The sequence below is a fragment of the Dactylosporangium sp. McL0621 genome, assembly GCF_049995355.1.
GTDB lineage: Bacteria > Actinomycetota > Actinomycetes > Mycobacteriales > Micromonosporaceae > Dactylosporangium.
The window spans coordinates 6,858,671-6,877,549 of record NZ_CP188259.1 but is presented as its reverse complement, the minus strand read 5'-3'; the positions used below and the strand labels follow the sequence as shown (position 1 = coordinate 6,877,549).

At 73.7% G+C, this 18,879-nt stretch carries 16 protein-coding genes; 10 read left to right on the top strand and 6 right to left on the bottom strand.

Annotation, left to right across the window (positions count from 1 at the left end; genetic code table 11):
• Nucleotides 1-192: 192 nt before the first annotated feature.
• Nucleotides 193-1,176, top strand: a complete 984-nt coding sequence (locus tag ACPPVO_RS32450; protein WP_426502351.1) for a cellulose binding domain-containing protein — start codon at nucleotides 193-195, stop codon at nucleotides 1,174-1,176.
• 5 nt (nucleotides 1,177-1,181) lie between these two features.
• Here the strand turns inward: ACPPVO_RS32450 and ACPPVO_RS32445 are convergent, their stop codons facing one another.
• Nucleotides 1,182-2,216, bottom strand: coding sequence for a LacI family DNA-binding transcriptional regulator (locus ACPPVO_RS32445; protein WP_426502350.1), 1,035 nt, complete (start codon nucleotides 2,214-2,216; stop codon nucleotides 1,182-1,184).
• Between the two features lie 42 nt (nucleotides 2,217-2,258).
• Entirely contained in the window at nucleotides 2,259-3,290 is a 1,032-nt protein-coding gene (locus tag ACPPVO_RS32440) for a LacI family DNA-binding transcriptional regulator (RefSeq protein WP_360383294.1), read from the bottom strand.
• A 156-nt stretch (nucleotides 3,291-3,446) separates the two neighbouring features.
• Here ACPPVO_RS32440 and ACPPVO_RS32435 point away from each other — a divergent pair, with 156 nt between their 5' ends.
• The 5 genes from ACPPVO_RS32435 (at nucleotide 3,447) to ACPPVO_RS32415 (ending at nucleotide 11,436) form a co-directional block, all read left to right on the top strand.
• Nucleotides 3,447-4,340 (top strand): carbohydrate ABC transporter permease, encoded by an 894-nt coding sequence (locus tag ACPPVO_RS32435; RefSeq protein ID WP_426502348.1) that lies wholly within the window; start codon nucleotides 3,447-3,449, stop codon nucleotides 4,338-4,340.
• Complete coding sequence (locus tag ACPPVO_RS32430; RefSeq protein ID WP_426502347.1) at nucleotides 4,337-5,158, top strand: carbohydrate ABC transporter permease; 822 nt, start codon at nucleotides 4,337-4,339, stop codon at nucleotides 5,156-5,158. The genes ACPPVO_RS32435 and ACPPVO_RS32430 overlap by 4 nt, the downstream gene beginning before the upstream one ends.
• Nucleotides 5,155-7,845, top strand: coding sequence for a family 78 glycoside hydrolase catalytic domain (locus ACPPVO_RS32425; RefSeq protein ID WP_426502346.1), 2,691 nt, complete (start codon nucleotides 5,155-5,157; stop codon nucleotides 7,843-7,845). The genes ACPPVO_RS32430 and ACPPVO_RS32425 overlap by 4 nt, the downstream gene beginning before the upstream one ends.
• A complete protein-coding gene (locus ACPPVO_RS32420; protein ID WP_426502345.1) occupies nucleotides 7,842-9,104 on the top strand; it encodes an ABC transporter substrate-binding protein in 1,263 nt (420 codons plus the stop codon). Before ACPPVO_RS32425 ends, ACPPVO_RS32420 begins: the two co-directional genes overlap by 4 nt.
• A gap of 103 nt (nucleotides 9,105-9,207) precedes the next feature.
• Entirely contained in the window at nucleotides 9,208-11,436 is a 2,229-nt protein-coding gene (locus ACPPVO_RS32415) for an alpha-L-rhamnosidase C-terminal domain-containing protein (RefSeq protein ID WP_426502344.1), read from the top strand.
• Nucleotides 11,437-11,443: 7 nt separating this feature from the next.
• Here ACPPVO_RS32415 and ACPPVO_RS32410 read toward each other — a convergent pair whose 3' ends face one another.
• The 4 genes from ACPPVO_RS32410 to ACPPVO_RS32395 all read right to left on the bottom strand — a co-directional run bounded on the left by ACPPVO_RS32410 (nucleotide 11,444) and on the right by ACPPVO_RS32395 (nucleotide 15,100).
• Complete coding sequence (locus ACPPVO_RS32410; RefSeq protein ID WP_426502343.1) at nucleotides 11,444-12,235, bottom strand: helix-turn-helix domain-containing protein; 792 nt, start codon at nucleotides 12,233-12,235, stop codon at nucleotides 11,444-11,446.
• Nucleotides 12,236-12,239: 4 nt separating this feature from the next.
• Entirely contained in the window at nucleotides 12,240-12,797 is a 558-nt protein-coding gene (locus ACPPVO_RS32405) for a carboxymuconolactone decarboxylase family protein (protein ID WP_426502342.1), read from the bottom strand.
• A gap of 51 nt (nucleotides 12,798-12,848) precedes the next feature.
• On the bottom strand, nucleotides 12,849-14,072 hold the full coding sequence (locus tag ACPPVO_RS32400; RefSeq protein ID WP_426502341.1) for an MFS transporter: 1,224 nt from the start codon (nucleotides 14,070-14,072) through the stop codon (nucleotides 12,849-12,851).
• A gap of 89 nt (nucleotides 14,073-14,161) precedes the next feature.
• Entirely contained in the window at nucleotides 14,162-15,100 is a 939-nt protein-coding gene (locus tag ACPPVO_RS32395; protein WP_426502340.1) for a LysR family transcriptional regulator, read from the bottom strand.
• 83 nt (nucleotides 15,101-15,183) lie between these two features.
• Here ACPPVO_RS32395 and ACPPVO_RS32390 point away from each other — a divergent pair, with 83 nt between their 5' ends.
• From ACPPVO_RS32390 to ACPPVO_RS32375, 4 genes are read left to right on the top strand one after another with little or no spacing between them, the layout of a single operon-like run.
• Nucleotides 15,184-16,305 carry an FAD-dependent monooxygenase gene (locus tag ACPPVO_RS32390; protein WP_426502339.1) on the top strand — a complete coding sequence of 374 codons (1,122 nt, stop codon included), beginning with the start codon at nucleotides 15,184-15,186 and terminating at the stop codon, nucleotides 16,303-16,305.
• 8 nt (nucleotides 16,306-16,313) lie between these two features.
• Entirely contained in the window at nucleotides 16,314-17,252 is a 939-nt protein-coding gene (locus ACPPVO_RS32385; RefSeq protein WP_426502338.1) for a VOC family protein, read from the top strand.
• Nucleotides 17,253-17,265: 13 nt separating this feature from the next.
• Entirely contained in the window at nucleotides 17,266-18,186 is a 921-nt protein-coding gene (locus ACPPVO_RS32380) for a fumarylacetoacetate hydrolase family protein (RefSeq protein WP_426502337.1), read from the top strand.
• Nucleotides 18,183-18,878 carry an SDR family NAD(P)-dependent oxidoreductase gene (locus tag ACPPVO_RS32375; protein ID WP_426502336.1) on the top strand — a complete coding sequence of 232 codons (696 nt, stop codon included), beginning with the start codon at nucleotides 18,183-18,185 and terminating at the stop codon, nucleotides 18,876-18,878. The genes ACPPVO_RS32380 and ACPPVO_RS32375 overlap by 4 nt, the downstream gene beginning before the upstream one ends.
• Nucleotide 18,879 lies beyond the last annotated feature (1 nt).

Sequence of the window (18,879 nt, the reverse complement as noted above, 5' to 3'; positions counted from 1 at the left end):
CTCGTTTGTCGTAGACGCGGCACGTGGAGCGTGAGGTTGGCGCCAGGGTGGAACTTTCAGTTTTCGGTACCGGCCGCCGCCGGTGCGCGCCCCGAGGGCATTGACGGGCCTCACTCGCGTGGCTAGCGCCCGCGAAACATAAACACCGCTTGTCCGGAAAGTTTCCAGATCTTGCTGAGATCGGAGAAGCCGATGAACAGACAGGCACGCCGCACGGTGCTGGTGCTGAGCGTGGTCTCCGTGTACGCCGCCAACTCCCTGAAGTTCATCGCCGCGATGAAGGCCGTCGACCCGAACATCCGCGTGTGCATCCAGCTGACCACCCCCGGGGCCTGGCCGGACGGGGTCACCAACGCCGCGAACCCCAAGTCGTGGAACGAGACCGTGCTGAGCGCGATCGGCGCGAAGACGGACTGCGTCATCATCCACTGGTACCCGGCCGGCTTCCCGCCCAGCACGGACGTGGCGGCGGCGCTGGAGTACCCGGGCCAGATCGCCGGCATGGTCTCCGCGGCGAAGGCGCAGGTGAAGCAGTACATCGGACTGAACCAGGCCAGTGTCCAGATCATGGTCACCGAGACGAACTCGAACGTCGCCGTGGACGTGCAGCCCAGCGCCCTCTTCGCGGCCGACAGCTACCTGACGTGGTTCGAGAACCACCCGGTCGCGAGCTACAAGGTCTACCAGCTCACCCCGGCCGGCCGGACGCTTGTCGCGAGCCCGGCCGCGACCACGCTCGACCTCGGCGGCCTGACGATCGGGGCCACGTACCGCTACCAGGCGGTCGCCGTCGACAGCCACGGCTACGAGTCGCTGCCGACCTCGCCGGCCACGGTGACGGTCCCGCCCCCGGCCGACGCCTCCTGCGCCGCGCACCACGAGATCAGCAACAGCTGGCAGGGCGGCTTCATCGCCGCCATCACGCTGACCAACCGCGCCGCGACACCGGTCAGCGACGGGCGGGTCACGTTCAGCTGGCCGGCCGACGGGCAGAGCGTGACGAACGGCTGGGGCGCCACCTGGACCCAGTCGGGCCGCCAGGTCACGGTGACCGCGGCGGGCACCATCGCCGGGGGCGGCGGCACCGCGAGCCTCGGCTTCCAGGGCGGATACACCGCGCAGAACCCGGCCCCGACGGTGTTCTACCTCAACGGCGTTCCCTGCTCGAACGTTTGACCGGGCTACCCGGGCGCGGCGGTCGTCCGGCGGACGGCCAGCGTCGGGGTGAGGGTCATGTGGGTCGCCGGGCGGGCCGGGTCGGCGATGCGCTCCAGCACCAGCCGGGCGGCGTTGCGGCCCAGCTGGCGCCCGCCCTGGTCGACGCTGGTCAGGCCGACCGGCGCGAAGTCGGCGAACATGGTGTTGTCGTACCCGGCGACGGCGATGTCGCCCGGCACGGCCAGGCCCGCCTCGGCCAGGGCCTGCATGACGCCCATGGCGACGATGTCGGCGCCGGCGAAGATGGCCGTCGGCGGGTGCAGGCGGGTCAGCAGCTGCCGGGCGCCGAGGTAGCCGCCCTCCTGGGTGTAGCTGGTGGAGGCGATGTCGATGTACTCGTGCAGGCCGCGGGCGCGCATGGCCTGGCGGTAGCCCTCGGCGCGCACCGCGTTGGGCATCTCGGTCATGCGGTCCCGGTCGCGCTCGAGGTGCTCGATGTGGGCGATGCGGCGGTGGCCGAGGTCGGCGAGGTGGTCGACGACGAGCGCGGCGCCGGCGATGTCGTCGTCGGCGACCGAGTCGTAGCCGGCGGCGCGTCCGTGCCGGCCGACGATGACCGTCGGTACGCGCTCGGCGACGTGCTGCAGGTGCCGGCGCGACGAGACCGGCGCGACCAGGATCAGCCCGTCGAGGCTGTGGTCGATCATCGTCTCGGTGACCCGGGCCTCCGCCGCCTCGCCGTTGCTGCCGGGCCCCATGAGCAGCTGGTACCCGGCGCCGTCGAGCAGCTCCGCGGCGCCGTCGAGGACGTCGGCGAAGAACGGGTTGCGGATGTTGGGCAGCATCACGCCGATCGTGTAGGTCTGGCCGCGCAGGCCCCGCGCCGACGCCTGCGGGCGGTAGCCGAGCTCGTCGATGGCCTTGCGGACCTTGGCCTGCATCTCGGGGCTCGCCCCGTAGGCGTTGCGCAGCACCTTCGACACGGCGGTGGTGGACACGTTGGCGTGCCGGGCCACGTCGATGATCGTGACCCGCCGCGTGGCCGCCGGTTTCGGCATTCGATCTCCTTGCGGGGGCTGCGGGCAACGTTGCCCGGGAGTCTACGGCCGCGCCGCCGGGGGCGCGGTGGAGCGCCGGGCGACGAGGGTGGGGGAGAGCCGGATGTGGCTGGTCGGGGCGTGCCGGTCGGCGCAGCGCTCCAGCAGCAGCCGGGCCGCGTTGCCGCCGATGCGGCGGCCGGCCTGGTCGACGGTGGTCAGCGAGACCGGGTCGAAGGCGGCGAGGGCGATGTTGTCGTAGCCGGCCACCGAGATGTCGGCCGGGACGGACCGCCCGGCCTCGGCCAGGGCCTGCAGGGCGCCGATCGCGACCACGTCCGCGCCGGTGAACAGGGCGGTGGGCAGGCTCGGGCGCTCGAGGAGCAGCCGCGCGCCGAGGTACCCGCCGTCGTGGGTGTAGGTCGTCGTCACGACGTCGATCTCGGCGGCGAGCCCGTGCGCGCGCATGGCGTCGCGGTAGCCGAGGGCCCGCACGGCGTTGGGCATCTCGGCCAGCCGGGTCGCGTCGGTCTCGTGATGGTCGATCAGCGCGATGCGCCGGTGCCCGAGCCCGACGAGGTGGTTGACGACGAGGTGCGCCCCCGCGTGGTCGTCGTCGGTGACGGTGTCGTACTGCGCGGAGCGGCCGTGCCGGCCGACGACGACCGTGGGCACGGCCCGGGCGATGCGGTCCAGCCGGGCGCGGGAGGCGAGCGGGGCGATGAGGACCAGGCCGTCCAGGCCGTGGTCGATCATCGCCTCGGTGACGCTCGCCTCGGTGTCCTCGCGGTTCCAGCTGGTGCCGTGCAGCAGCTGGTAGCCGGTCCCGTGCAGCTGGTCGTGCAGGCCCTCGAGGACGTCGGCGAAGAACGGGTTGCGGATGTCGGGCAGCATCACGCCGACCGTGTAGGTGCGGCCGCGCATCCCGCGGGCGGCGGCGTACGGGCGGTAGCCGAGCTCCTCCATGGACTGCCGGACGCGGGCCCGCGCGGCCGGGCTGGCGCCGGCGGCGTTGCGCAGCACCTTCGACACCGTGGTCGTGGACACCTGGGCGTGCCGGGCGACGTCGACGATTGTGACGCGGCGGTCCGTCATCGCGGCACTACCTCCGGGAGTGGGTAACGTTTCCCTCGCAGTGTACGGGCGATCACCGTTATCTCTTGACGGGGCCGCGGGCTCGAACCTATGGTCGGCGTCACACATTTGGAAAACGTTGCCCACGATCTCGGTACCAGTGAAACGTTTTAGAAGGTGGTTCCCATCGCATCGCTGCAAGCCCGGACCGGTCCGCCGTGGTGGTTCGCGGCGCCGGCGCTCCTGCTGTTCGCCTTCGTGGTCCTGGTGCCCAGTGCCCGGGGCGTGTACTACGCCTTCACCGACTGGGACGGCCTGTCGCCGGACCTGGCCTTCGTGGGGCTCGGCAACTTCGCCGCGATGGCCGACGACCCGAACGCGGTCCAGGCGGTCTGGCACACGCTGGTCATCGCGGTGTCCATCACGATCGTGCAGAACGGCGCCGGGCTGCTGCTGGCCCTCGGGGTCAACTCGATCATCAAGTCGCGCAACGTGCTGCGGGTGTTCCTGTTCGCCCCGGCCGTGGTGACGCCGATCGTGACCGCTTACCTGTGGCGCAACCTGCTCGGCCCGGACGGCGCCGTGAACAGCCTGCTGTCCGCGGTCGGGCTCGGGTCCTGGCGGCCGGACTGGCTCGGCGACCCGCAGCTGGCGCTGTGGTCGGTGGTGGCGGTCATCGTGTGGCAGTTCTCCGGGTACTCGATGGTGATCTTCCTCGCCGGGCTGCAGTCGATCCCGAAGGAGATCTACGAGGCGGCGGCGATGGACGGCACCGGCCCGGTGCGCCGGTTCTGGTCGATCGTCCGGCCCCTGCTCGCGCCGGCGATCACGATCAACCTGATGCTGTCGATCATCGGCGGGATCAAGCTCTTCGACCAGGTGTACGCGCTCACCGGCGGCGGCCCCGGGCACGCCACCGACACCATATCCACGCTGATCTACAAGGACGCCTTCACGCTTGGCGAGTTCGGCTACAGCATCGCCCTCGCGGTCGTCCTCACCATCATCGTGGCGGTCGCCTCGAGCGGGCAGTACCTGGTGCTGGCGCGCAACGAGCGGGCGGCGGCATGAACCGGTACCGCTGGCGGACCCTCGCCCTGGAGGCGGCGATGGTGGCCGCCGCCGCGGTCGTCGGGTTCCCGGTCTACGTCCTGGTGAACCTGGCCGTCCGGGCCCCCTCCGACACGAGCTCGCCGATCCGGCCGACCACCGCGCCGACCCTGTCGAACTTCAGCGCGGCCTGGCAGCAGGCCGGCCTCGGCGGCGCACTGATCAACAGCGCGCTGGTCACCGCGGTCAGCGTCGCCGTCGTGCTGGCCGTGTCCGCGCTGGCCGCCTATCCGCTGGCCCGGGTCGCCGCGGCGTGGTCCCGGGGCACCTTCCTGCTCATCATGCTCGGGCTCGTGCTGCCGTTCCAGCTCGCCGCGCTCCCGTTGTACCAGACCATGCGCGACCTGGGCCTGCTCGGCTCCGTAGGGGCGCTGGTGCTGTTCTACTCCGGCCTGCAGGTGCCCTTCACGACGTTCCTGTACGTCGGGTTCCTGCGCTCGCTGCCCCGCGACTTCGAGGACGCCGCGGCCATCGACGGCGCCTCCCCGATCGGCACGTTCCGGTACGTGGTCTTCCCGATGCTCAAGCCGGTCACGGTGACCGCGCTCGTCCTGAACGCGGTGGCGGTCTGGAACGACTTCTTCACCCCGCTGCTGTACCTCAGCGGCGGCACCCAGCAGACGGTGCCGGTCGCGCTCGCGGGCTTCTTCGGCCAGTACGTCTCGGACTGGAACCTCGTCTTCGCCGCGCTGGTGATCAGCATCGTGCCGGTGCTCGCCGTGTACTTCGCGCTGCAGCGCAGCATCATCAACGGCTTCGCCGGAGGGCTGAAGGGATGAGCCTGCGCATCTACGGACTGCAGGCCGAGCAGCTGGCGGAGCCGCTCGGCCTGGACCGGCCCCGGCCGCGGCTGTCGTGGAAGCTCGACAGCGACCGGCGCGGAGCGGCCCAGTCGGCGTACCGCATCACCGCCGCCCTCCGGCGCGACGACCTCGGCGAGCCGGGCCGGCTGGTGTGGGACAGCGGGCGCCGCGAGTCCGGCGACGGGCTGCTCGTCGCCTGGGAGGGACCCGTGCTGCAGTCGGCCACCCGCTACCACTGGCGGGTCGAGGCCTGGGACGAGACCGGCGCGCCGGCCGAGCCGGCGCAGAGCTGGTTCGAGACCGCGCTGCTGCACCGGGCCGACTGGACCGCGGCCTGGATCGGCCGGGACCCGGCGGAACTGCCCCCGGTCGACCCGCCCGGCGGCGACGACGTCGCCGGGGCCGACCTCGTGCCGCCGCCGCTGCACCTGCGCCGCTCGTTCGAGCTCGACCGGCCCCCGGTCCGCGCCCGCCTCTACGCCACCGCCCGGGGCATCTACGAGCCGCGGCTCAACGGCGCCCGCGTCGGCGACCGCGAGCTGGCCCCCGGCTGGACCGAGTACCACCGGCGGCTGCAGTACCAGACCTACGACGTGACCGGGCACCTCCGGCCCGGCCCGAACGTGCTCGCCGCGGTCGTCGCCGACGGCTGGTGGAGCGGCTACGTCGGGTTCGACCCGCGCCGGGCCGCCCGGCACTACGGCGACGACCCCGCCTTCCTGGCCCAGCTGGTGGTCGAGTACGCCGACGGGTCCCGGCAGGTCGTGGCCACCGACGCCGCGTGGACGGAGGGACCCGGCGCCATCGCCGGCGCCGACCTGCTCATGGGCCAGATCGTCGACGCGCGCCGGCACGTGCCCGGCTGGGACGAGCCCGGCCCCGCCGACGGGTTCCGGCCGGTCGCGGTCCTCGACGCCGAGCCCGGCCCGCTGGTCGCCGAGCCCGACCATCCGGTGCGCGTCACCGAGCAGCTCCCGGCGGCGACGGTGGAGTGCCGCGGGCCCGGCCGGTACATCGCCGACTTCGGGCAGAACCTCGTCGGCCGGGTCCGGCTGACCCTGCGCGGTGCGCCGGCCGGGCAGCGCGTCACGGTCCGGCACGCCGAGATGCTGGCCGGCGGCGAGCTGTACACCGCCAACCTGCGCCGGGCCGCGGCGACCGACGTCTACGTCGCCGCCGGCGATCCCGTCGAGGTCTTCGAACCGCGGTTCACCACGCACGGCTTCCGCTACGCCGAGATCGACGGCCACCCGGGCGACGTCGTCGCGCAGGTCCTGCACAACGACACCCCGTTCACGGGCCGGTTCGAGTGCTCCGATCCGGTCACCAACCGGCTGTACGACAACATCCGGTGGGGGCAGCGCGGCAACTTCGTCGCCGTCCCGACCGACTGCCCGCAGCGCGACGAGCGCCTCGGGTGGCTCGCCGACGCGCAGATCTTCGCCCCGACCGCCGGCCGCAACGCCGACGTCGCCGCGTTCTTCGCCCGCTGGATGCGCGACGTCGTCGACGGGCAGGACGACGGCGGGGCGTTCCGCGACGTCGCCCCGGTCGTCACCCTCGGCCGCGAGGCCGCCCCGGCCTGGGGCGACGCCGGCGTGATCATTCCCTGGTACCTGTGGCGCACCTACGGCGACCGGCAGGCGCTGGCGCACGCGTACCCGGCCATGAAGGCCTGGATCGCGCACGTCCGCCGGCACAACCCGGACCTGCGGTGGCGCCGCCGGGCCGGCAGCAACTACGGCGACTGGCTGCAGATCGGCGCCGACACCCCGCGGGAGGTGCTGGCGACCGCCTACTTCGCCCGCAGTACCGCGATCGTCGCCGACGCCGCCGCCGTGCTCGGCCACGCGGCGGAGGCGGCCGAGCACCGCGCGCTGCACACCGCGATCCGGCAGGCGTTCGCCAGCTCCTACGTCCGCGCCGACGGCACCGTCGCCGGCGAGACCCAGACCGCGTACCTGCTCGCCCTCGGCTTCGGCCTGCTGCCCGAGGATCTCGTCGCGGCGGCGGCGGGGCACCTCGCGGCCGACATCGAGCGGCGCGGGCACCGGCTCACGACCGGCTTCGTCGGGGTACCGCTGCTGGGCCCGGTCCTGACCGAGCACGGCCGGCCCGACCTCGCCTACGCGCTGCTGCACCAGGACGCGTTCCCGTCCTGGGGCTACTCGATCCGCCACGGCGCCACCACCATCTGGGAGCGCTGGGACGGCTGGACCGAGCACGACGGCTTCCAGGCCGGCGCCATGAACTCCTTCAACCACTACAGCCTCGGCAGCATCGGCGACTGGCTGTTCGGCCGGGTCGCCGGCATCGACCAGGCCCCCGGCTCGGTGGCCTACCGGGAGCTGCTGCTGCGCCCGACCCCGGGCGGCCGGCTCACCTGGGCCCGCGCGGAGCAGGACACCGCCCGCGGCCGCGTCGCCTGCGGCTGGGCCGTCACCGACGACCGGATCACCGTGACCGCCACGGTGCCACCCGGCAGCACCGCCGTGCTCGAACTGCCCACGGCCGACCCGGCGAGCGTCCGCGAGGACGACCGGCCGGTCGACACCCAGCCGGGGGTACTCCGGGCCGGACCGTCACCCAGCGGCCTCACCGTGGGCCTGACGTCCGGCCGCTACACCTTCACCGCCGCCGCACCCCTCAGGGAGACATCATGAAACGACCCGCAAGCGTGGCGGCCGCGACCGCCGCCGCCGTCGTGGCCCTCGCCGCCTGCAGCAGTGGCACCAACGCAGGATCCGGCGGTACCGACGCCAAGACCCTCACCCTCGCCTCCGTCGACCAGGGCTCCATCGAGGACGTCGTCAAGGCCTTCGAGGCCGCCAACCCCGGCGTCAAGGTCCGCTACACCACCAGCGGCGCCGACCAGTACCAGCAGCAGATCCGCACCCAGCTCGCGTCCGGGACGGCTCCCGACGTCATGACGGTCTGGCCCGGCAACGGCAACCCGGGCGCCACCTACGTGCTCGCCAAGCCCGGCTACCTGCTCGACCTGTCCGACCAGCCCTGGGTGGCCAAGCTCCCCGCCGGGCTCAAGGGCGTCACCCAGTTCCAGGGCAAGACCTACAACGCGGTCTTCGGCCTCAACGGCATCGGCGCCGTCTACAACCAGCAGGCCCTCGACCAGGCCCAGCTCAAGCCGCCGACCACGTGGACCGAGCTGCTCACCTTCTGCCGCGCCGCGGCCGGCAAGGGTACGCCCGCGTTCGCGCTCGGCATCCAGGACAACTGGGTCACCCAGCTCGCCCTGTACGCGCTCGTCGCCACCCTCGTCTACGGCCCGGACCGCGACTTCGACACGAAGATGCAGAGCGGCTCGGCGACCTTCGCCCAGTCCCCGTGGACGACGGCGATGGCCAAGTACCAGGAGATGAACGGCGCCGCCTGCTTCCAGAAGAACCCCCTGGGCACCAGCTACGAGGCCAGCCAGGAGCTCGCCGCGTCCGGCAAGACCCTCGGCATCATCCAGGGCAACTGGGTCGTCGCCCTGCTCAAGGGCAAGAACCCGGCCGCGTCGTTCGTGCTGAAGGCCCTGCCGGCCACCGACACCCCGGCGACGTTCGTGATGCCCGCCGCGGCCGGCGCCGGCTACGGCGTCAACGCCAAGACCAAGAACAAGGAGCTGGCCCTGAAGTTCGTCAGCTACATCATGTCGCCGGAGGGCATGAAGGTCTTCAACGGCAAGCAGGGCAGCCTGCCGGCGATCCCGGACAACGGCTCCGGCGCGGACCCGGCCTTCACCGAGCTGACCACGTTCCTGAAGGACAACCGGACGGTCCCGTTCATGGACCAGCTGTGGCCGAACGCCAAGGTCCAGCAGACCATGCTCTCCGGCCTGCAGGAGATCTTCAGCGGACAGTCCACTCCGGACAAGGTCCTGGCCGCGATGGACGCCGACTACAAGGCCGGCGCCTGACCGTGCAGCGGTTCCCGGACGGCTTCCTCTGGGGCGCGGCGACGTCCGCGCACCACCGGCCGCCTCGACGCGACCGCCTGACGGCCCACGAGAAGGAGTCTCGATGCATCGATCCAAGCTCACCCGCCTGCTCGTCGCCTGCGCGGTCGGCGCCACCGCGGTCGTCGCCCCGCCGGCGGCGGCCGAAGCCGCCCCGGAGCCGGCGTGGCACCGTTACGTCCTGGGGCCGGCGGCGCCGACCGTGACCCCGGTGCGGGCCGAGGGCCGCGGCGACGTCACGCGGCCCGACGCGCTCGTGTCCGGCCGCGGCCGGGGCGCCACGCTCACCACCGTCGCCGGGGCGACGCCCGCCTCGGTCCTGCTCGACTTCGGCCGTGACGTCGCCGGGACGCCCGGCATCGACGTCACCGCCGTGACCGGGGCGCCGACGCTCACCCTCGTCACCGGGGAGGCGCGCCAGTACCTGCGCCGCCCCGCCGCCACCACCGTCGCCGCCCCGGCCACCGCCGGCGCCACCGTGGTCACGCTCGCCTCCGCGGCCAACCTGGAGGCCGGCAACACCATCACGTTCGGCACCGGCGCGACGGCGCAGACCCGCACCGTCACCGCCTTCGACACCACCGCCGCGACCGTCACCGTCGGCCCGGCGCTGGCGCAGGACGTGCCGGCCGGAACGGCCGTCACCACCAGCCCCGGCGCGCCCGCCTCCGACGAGTCGCGCGGCCTGGCCGGGGTCGGCGGGCCGGACACGTTCCAGCCCACCGCCGCGGGCCGGCTCACCGGCGGCTTCCACGGCGGGTTCCGGTTCATCCTGCTGACCCTGGCCACCCCCGGCTCCGTCACCGTCTCCGGGGCCGGCGTGGACTTCCAGGCGTACCGGGCCACCCCGGCCGACTACCGTGGCTGGTTCCTGTCCAGCGACGACCAGCTCAACCGCATGTGGTACTCCGGCGCCTACACCCTGCAGCTCGACATCAAGCCGGCCGGGCTCAACGGCCTGCCCGAGACGCGCATCTACGACGGGGCCAAGCGCGACCGCAGCATCTGGACCGGCGACCTGCTCGTGCAGGCGCCCACCGCGATCAGCACGCTCGGGCCGCCCGGGGCCGACGCCGTGCGCTCCTCGCTCGACGTGCTGCTCGCCGCCCAGCGCGCCGACGGGGCCCTGCCCGGGTCGCCGGACTTCGGCAAGGGCCGGAACCCGGCCGGGTCGCCGCTGTTCTACTCGAACAACTACTCCGGCTACGGGGCCCGCGCCGTCATCGACTACTACCGGTACACCGGCGACGCCGCGTACGCCACCGCCGCGCTGCCCGCCCTGCGCCGCGAGCTCGCCTACAACGACACGTTCATGGACGCCAACCATCTGGTCGTGTCCAACGACCGCGACTTCTGGCAGGCCACCCAGACCGGCGAGGTCACCAAGTACAGCATCGACCACCACGTCCTGCTGCGCGAGATGGCGTGGCTGGAGCGCCGCCTCGGCTCGGCCGACGCGGCCGCCGCCGACGAGGCCGAGGCCGATGCGATAAAGGCCGCGGTCAACGAGCGGCTGTGGAGCCCGGCCCTCGGCGCCTACGGCCAGAGCAGCGACCACCCCGACGTGCTCGTCGAGGACGCCAACGCCCTGGCGCTGCAGTACGGCATCGTCCCGGCCGAGCGCCGCGCGAGCGTGCTCGACGCGCTGCGGCGGTTGTGGACCCCGTACGGTGCGATCCTCGGGCCGGGCCTGCAGGACCCGACCGGGCACACCATCGAGCCGTTCGGCAACGGCATGGAGACGGCCGGGCGCTTCGCCGTGCAGGACACCGCGGGCGCGCTCGAGCTGATGCGCCGCACGTGGGGGCCGATGGTGGACCCGGGCAACCCGCTGTACACCGGCGGGCTGTGGGAGTTCAAGAACTCCAGCGGCGGCGTCAACCGCGCCACCGCGAGCCTCGCGCACGGCTGGGCCGCCTCGCCCACCGTCCAGCTCACCGAGCAGGTGCTCGGCGTGAGCCCGGTCGGCCCCGGGTACGCGACCTGGCGCATCCAGCCGCACACCGGCGGCCTGACCTGGGCCCAGGGCGCGGTACCGACGCAGTACGGCACCATCACCGCGGGCTGGGCCTCGATCCTGTTCGGCCAGCTCGTGGCCCTGCAGGCGGACACGCCGGCGGGTACCACCGGGACCATCGCCGTGCCGGCCACCGCCCGGACCGTGGTGACCGTGAACGGCCGCGTCGTGTGGGAGCACGGGCACGGCCACGGGTACCAGGCGACGCTCGCCGACGGCTACGTCCAGCTCACCGTGCCGGGCGGCAGGTACACGGTCGCGGCGGTGGGCCGGTGACCGCCGCTCACCGGGCGAGCGCGCGGGCGTGGTCGCGCGTCGTGTCGTCCATCGGGAAGAAGCACTCGATGCGCAGCTCCTGCAGGGTGACGTCCTGCGCCGTGCCGAGCGTCGTCACGGTCGAGAAGTAGCCGAGGCGCCGGCCGTCGCGGGCGTACCAGATCGGCACGACCGGCAGGACCGGCACGGTGACGTCCAGGGAGCGCAGTGAGGCGGGGACACCGGGGTAGGCCAGCACCTCCCGCAGGATGTGCTGGGCCCGCTCGTCGGTGGCCCCGCCCACGGCCTCGCGCCGCACCCGGCGGACCAGGGCCTCGCACACGTCGGGCCAGTTCTGCACGTGTTCCCGGACGCCGTCCGGGTGGAACATCCGGCGCAGGACGTTCGGCGGCCCGGGCACCGGCGTTTCGTGCCCGGCCCGCAGGAACGCGAAGAACCGCTCGGCCGCCGTGTTCGTGTGCCGGATGTTCCAGTCGCGGTCGATCACCAGCGCGGGGTAGGGCTCCTGCTGGGCCAGGATGGCCCCGAGCGCGTCGCGCACGACCGCCAGCTCGGGGCCGTCGAGGGCCGACTCCTGGTACGCCGGCGCGAATCCGGCGGCGAGCAGCAGGGTGTTGCGCTCCCGCAGCGGCACGTCGAGCACCTCGGCGAGCCGCAGCACCATGGCCCGGGACGGGCTCGAGCGGCCGGTCTCGATGAAGGACAGGTGCCGCAGCGAGACGGCCGACTCCGCCGACAGCGCGAGCTGACTGAGCCCGCGGGCGGCTCGCCAGCGCTTGAGGAGCGGGCCGACGGTCATCGCTTCAGTATTCCGGGTCCCAGGCGTACTCGCGGTACTGATCCTGCAGCGCGGCGTCCGCGAACGTCGCCGTGTAGTTGGTCATCGTGGAGATCGCCACCCCGGCCACCACGTCGAGCACCCGGGCCCGGTCGAAGCCGGCCGCGACGAACGCGTCCGTGTCCGCCGCCTCGAGCCGGCCGCGCTTGGCGATCAGCGCCCGGGTCAGCGTGGAGAGGGCCCGCAGCCGCGGGTCGGCGGGGGACCGCCGCCGCCGGATCGCCTCGACGTCGGCAGGCGGCACCCCGTCCTGGAGCGCTTCGAGCGTGTGGAAGGCGACCGCCCAGGTGCAGGCGTTGGCGACGGCGTTCGACAGCAGCAGCACCTGGCGCTCGGCCGGCGTGAACGGGGTCTCGCCGCGGAAGTGGCCGAACGCCGCGAAGAAGGAGCGCAGCAGCGCGGGCGAGTCCGCCATCGCCGCGGCCGTGCTCGGTACGAACCCGAAGGCCTCCTGCAGGTGGGCCAGTTGCGGCCGGGCCCAGCCGGGCGCGGTGTCGAGCGTGTGGACCGTTTGGTTCGTCATGCCCTCGACACTGCGCCCGCGGCTGCGGCGGAACAATTCCCTCCGAGGTAACTATCCCCGGGGGCCCGGCGACGCCCCGGCGGGGACGGCGAGCGTGTCGGTGCGGTCCAGCGGCGCCGCGCCGCGGGGGAGCAGCAGGGTGGCGACGGCGAGCACGGCGGAGATCCCGGCGAGCACGCCGAGCGCCGGCTGCAGGCCGCCGGCGGCGGCGCCGAACGCGGCGATCAGCAGCGGGGACAGGAACTCGCCGAGGAACAGGAAGCCGGTCCACAGGCCGGTGCCGCGGCCGCGCTGCGCGAACTCGAGCCGGTTGATGGCCCAGGTGACGAGCACCGGCAGCAGCAGGCCGGTGCCGGCGCCGGTGATGACCGCGCCGACGGTGATGACGGGGATGTCCGGGCCGAGCGCGACGACGGCCAGGCCGGCCGCGGCGACCCCGAACGCGATCGGCAGCAGCTGGCGGGGCGTGCGCCCGGAGAGCTTCGCGAACGACGCCGAGCCGGCCGCGGTGGCCAGCGACATCGCCGCGCTGAGGGCGCCGATGGTCGCGGTCGCGGTCACGCCGATGTCGTCGAGGACGAACGACAGCTGCACGATGAGGGCGTAGAACACGACGCCGCCGACGAGGGTCACCAGGCACGGGACGAGCAGGGTGCGCCAGGGCAGCGGCGGCAGCCGCCGCTGCGGGGCCGCCGCGGCGGGGCGCTCGGGCTGCCACAGCGAGCGGATCATCGGTACCGCGAGGGGGACGGCGACGGCGTAGAGCCAGAACGGGGTCCGCCAGCCGGACGAGCCGAGCGCGCCGCCGACGGCCAGGAACACGGTCGCGGACAGGGTCGCCACGAGCGTCTGCAGGCCGAGGTACCGGCTGCGGCGCGGCCCCGTCCAGTAGTCGGCGATGAGCGTGGTGCAGCAGGTCATGATGGCCGCCTCGCACAGGCCGACGAGCACGCGGCTCGCGATGATGGCGCCGAGCGACGGCAGGTACAGCGGCGCGGTGCCGGCGACCGCGTAGACGAACATGGCCACGATGAGCAGCCGCTTGCGGTCGAGGCGGTCGACGACGACGCCGGCGAACGGGGCGGTGAGGCCGATGACGAGGGCCGGCACCGTGAGCACGACGGGCACGAGCACATCGGCGCCGGGCACGGCCGCGAACTGGTCCTGCATCTGGGGCAGTACCGGGGCGATGAGCACGGCGCCGAGCACGGACAGGCAGCTTCCGGCCAGCAGCAGGGCGAGTTGTACCCGACCGGCCTGACGGGGTGCGGACATGGCGGACGCCTTTCGGGGCGGCGACGGAGTGCGAGCACTATCGGCACGCGGGGCCGCCCGGAGGAAGAGCGAATCGCCGATGGTCGCTATCAGCCGGACTGATGGGCGCCGCCGAGCTCCGCGCCGGCGGCCGCGAAGACGGAGCGCAGCCAGGCGTGGGCCGGGTCGTTGCGGTACATCGGGTGCCACCACAGCGCCTCGGTGAGCGGCACGACCTCGAACGGGCAGGGCAGGACCCGCACCCCGGCCGGCTCGGCGAGGCGCCGGGCGAGCTGCTGCTGGATCAGCGCCACCCGGTTGGTCCCGGCGACCAGGAACGGCATGGGCAGGAACCCGTCGACGACCACCTCGACGCGCGGCTCGACACCGATCATGCTCAGCTGCCGGGCGGCCGGGGCGAACGCCGTCGGCCCGTTGAACAGCACGACCCAGCCCATCTCCCCGAGCTGGCGCAGCGTGAGCGCGTCGCCGACGTCCGGGTTGCCGGCCGAGACGATGCACACCCAGTGATCCGTGTAGAGGTCCAGGTGCGGCAGGCCGGTGAGGAAGCCGTGCGGGATGATCAGCCCGTCGGCGGTGCGCAGGGTGTCCGGGGCGTGGTCGACCGCCTCCGGCGAGGTCTGGCGCAGGTGCAGCCGCACCCCGGGGGCCTGCTCGGCGAGCCGGCGGGTGACGTGCGGGCCCAGCACGGTCGCGGCGTAGTCGGAGGTCACCACCGTGAACTCGCGGACCAGCGAGCTCGGGTCGAACTCGGCCGTCGCGTCGAACACCCGGCGCACCCCGGCCAGCGCCGGCGCGGTCAGGACGGCCAGCTGCGCGGCCAGCGGCGTCAGCTCGTAGCGGTTGCCGACCCGGTTGAGCAGCGGATCGCCGAAGTGGCGGCGCAGCCGGGCGAGGGCGGCGCTCACCGCGGGCTGGCTGACCCCGAGCGCCTGGGCGGTGCGCGTGACGTTGCGTTCGCGCAGCAGCGTATCGAGGCTGACCAGCAGGTTCAGGTCGAGGTTGGCCAGGACCCGGTCCGCCGTCATCGGCCCAGCATAAACGCCGGTGATGCCCACCATCAGCAAGTGCTGGCTACCTGATACCCGGGTGATCTCGCACAGTGGTGCCCATGCCAGCAGTTCGTAACGTGCTCGTAATCGGCGCCGGGGCCGCGGGTACCGCGACCGCGATTCTCCTCGCCGAGGGCGGCGTCTCCGTCGACCTGGTCGACATCAAGCCCGACGCCGGCGCCGTGGGCTCCGGCATCACCCTGCAGGGCAACGCCCTGCGTGTCCTGCGCCGGCTCGGCGTCTGGGACCAGGTACGGGCGGAGGGCTACGGGTTCGACACCCTGGGGCTGCGCGCGCCGGACCCGCACGGGACGCTCATCGCCGAGCTCACCGACCACCGCACCGGCGGCCCGGACCTGCCGGCCACGGTCGGCATGTACCGGCCGGCGCTGGCGCGGATCCTGACCGACCGCGCGGTCGCGGCGGGCGCCAAGGTCAGCTACGCCACCACCTGCACCAGCCTGGACCCGGACGGTGGCGTCACGTTCGCCGACGGGTCCACGGCCCGGTACGACCTGATCGTCGGGGCCGACGGGGTGCGCTCCTGGACCCGCGACGCGCTCGGCATCGACCTGGGTACGCGACCCGTCGGCATGGGCATCTGGCGGGCGTTCACGCCGCGGCCCGCGAGCGTGACCCGCACCGACCTGTACTACGGCGGCCCCAGCTACATCGCCGGGTACTGCCCGACCGGCGCGGACTCGCTGTACGCGTACGTGGTCGAGGAGGCCCAGGACCGCAGCGCGCTCGGCCCGGAGGAGTCCCTCGCCGTCATGCGCGGCCTGGCCGAGGCGTACCACGGCCCGTGGGACGACATCCGCCCGCTGCTGACCGACCCGTCCCGGGTGAACTACACCCGGTTCGAGAGCCACGTGCTGCCGGCCCCGTGGAACCGCGGCCGGGCCGTGCTCATCGGCGACGCCGCCCACACCTGCCCGCCCACGCTCGCGCAGGGCGCGGCCCAGGCCCTCGAGGACGCGGCCGTGCTCGCCGAGCTCCTCCTGGGCGCCGACCGGCTCGACGACACGCTGTGGCAGGCGTTCACCGACCGCCGGTACGAGCGGGCCAGGACGGTCGTCGACGCCTCGCTGCAGCTGGCCCGCTGGCTGCTGGACCGCGAGCGCGGCGACGTACCCGGCCTCATGGCCCGCATCGCCCACCTCGTCAGCGAACCCGCGTAAGGAACCCGATGTCAGAGCGGCTCATCACGCACCTGCGGCACGTCGACCTCGCCGTGCCCGACTACGACCGGCAGCTGGACTTCTACACCACGATGTGGGGCCTGACCCCGGAGACGACCGACGACGGCATCGCCTTCCTCGCCGCCGCCGGCTCGCCCGAGCAGTACTCGGTGCGCCTGCGCCGGGCCGAAGAGAAGCGCCTCGACCTCATCTCCTTCGGCGCGGCGAACGCGGCCGACGTCGACGCCCTCGCCGAGCGGCTCGGCCGCGACGGTGTGCCGCTCGTCGGCGAGCCGGGCCCGCTGCAGACCCCCGGCGGCGGGTACGGCTTCCGCTGCTTCGACATCGACGGGCGCACGGTCGAGGTCTCCAGCGACGTCGCCGTCCGGGTCCACCGCAAGGTCGAGGAGGGCGAGTCCATCCCGGTCAAGCTCTCCCACGTGGTGGTCAACGGGCCGAACCCGGAGGCCACGGTCGCGTTCTACGAGCGGCACCTCGGCTTCGCGCTGTCCGACACGCTCACCTCGCCGCACATGGGCTCGGTGATGTGGTTCCTGCGCACGAACCGGTACCACCACAGCCTCGCCATCGCCCGCGGCCCGCACGTGTCGCTGCACCACGCCTCGTTCGAGCTGCGCGGCCTGGACGAGTACATGCGCGGCACCGGGCGGCTGCTGCGCGCCGGCGTCGAGAAGGTCTGGGGGCCGGGCCGGCACATGGCCGGCAACAACACCTTCAGCTACTTCCTCGACCCGCACGGCAACACCGTCGAGTACACCACCGAGCTGGAGGAGCTCGACGAGGACACCTGGCACCCGCACCTCTACGACTTCTCCGACCCGATGGTCACCGACCAGTGGGGCACCGCGAACCCGATGAGCGAGTTCGTCGCCAAGCGGTCGTTCAACGACCGCGACCGCGGCGTCTTCGTCGCTCCCCCCGTCTGATGGGCGCGGTCTGATGCGGCTCGCGACCTACCGCCACGCCGGGCGGGACCGCGCCGGCGTCGTCGCCGGCGAGCGGGTCCATCCGCTGGACGGCCTCGACATGCGCGGCGTCGTCGCGCTCGGCCTCGACGCCGCGCTGGAGGCCGGCGAGCGGGCGCTGCGGCTCGGCGGCGTCCCGCTGGGCGAGGTGCGGCTGCTGGCGCCGATCCGGCCGGCGAGCATCCGGGACTTCGTGGCCTTCGAAGAGCACGTGGAAGGTGTACGGCGAAGTGTCGACGGCGCCCGCGGAGTGCCCGACGCGTGGTACGACGCCCCGACGTTCTACTTCACCAACCCGCACACCGTCATCGGCCCGGACGACGCGGCCGCCTTCCCGGCCGCGTGCGCCGCCCGCGACTTCGAGCTGGAGGTCGCGGCCGTCGTCGGGCCCGGGGCGATCTTCGGGTACACCATCCTCAACGACTGGTCGGCGCGCGACCTGCAGAGCCGGGAGATGCAGGTGCGCCTGGGCCCGGCCAAGGGCAAGGACTTCGCGACCACCCTGGGCCCGTGGATCGTCACCGCCGACGAGCTCGCGGGCCGGCGCGACGCCGACGGCTTCCTGGACCTGCGCTGCACCGCGTCGGTCAACGGCGTCGAGGTCGGCCGCGACCGGCTGGCCAACATGGGCTGGACGTTCGAGACGCTGCTCGCCTACGCCGCCCGCGACAGCCGCGTCGTGCCCGGCGACGTCCTGGGCTCGGGCACCGTGGGCAACGGCGGCTGCCTGGCCGAGCTGTGGGGCCGCCACGGCGCCGCCGCCCCGCCGCCGGTGCAGCCCGGCGACGTCGTGACGCTCACGGTCGAGGGCCTCGGCACCCTCACCAACACGGTCGCCGTCGCCCCGCCGGCCCCGCCGCTGCCCGCGTTCCGCCGCCCCGGCGGCCGCCGGTGAGCGTGGTCGTGACCGGGGCCGCCTCCGGCATCGGGGCCGCGGTCACCGCCGCCCTCCCCGGCGCGATCGCGCTGGACGTCGCGCCGGCCGACGGCGTGCGCCCCTTCGACGTCACCGACGCGTCGGCGTGGGCCGCGCTCGCCGGGGAGCTGCGCGCCGACCCGCCGCGCGGCCTGGTCCACTGCGCCGGCACGACCCTCCGGGCCCGCCTCGGCGAGGTGACCGCCGAGGCGTTCGCGGGCGTCCACGCGGTGAACGTCCTCGGGCCGCTGCTGGGCATCCAGGCCCTGGCCCCGCTCATGCCGCCCGGCGCGTCGATCGTCGTCGTCGGCTCGCTCGCCGCCCTGCAGGGCCACTACCCGGTGGCCTACACGACAAGCAAGTGGGCGGTGCGCGGGCTCGTCCGCGCGGCGAGCCTCGAGCTCGGCCCGCGCGGCATCCGGGTCAACGCGGTGCACCCCGGCTTCATCGACACGCCGATGACCGCCTCCGCCCCGCCGGCGTTCCGGGCCGCAGCCATCGCCGAGACGCCGCTGGGCCGCGCCGGCAACGCCGCCGAGGTCGCCGCCGTCGTGCGGTTCCTGCTCACCGACGCCGCCGCCTACGTCACCGGCGCCGAGATCCCCGTCGACGGCGGCGCATCCGGCCACGGCGGCGCGAAGTCCGTGTCCGACGCTCTCCGAAAGGCCTGAC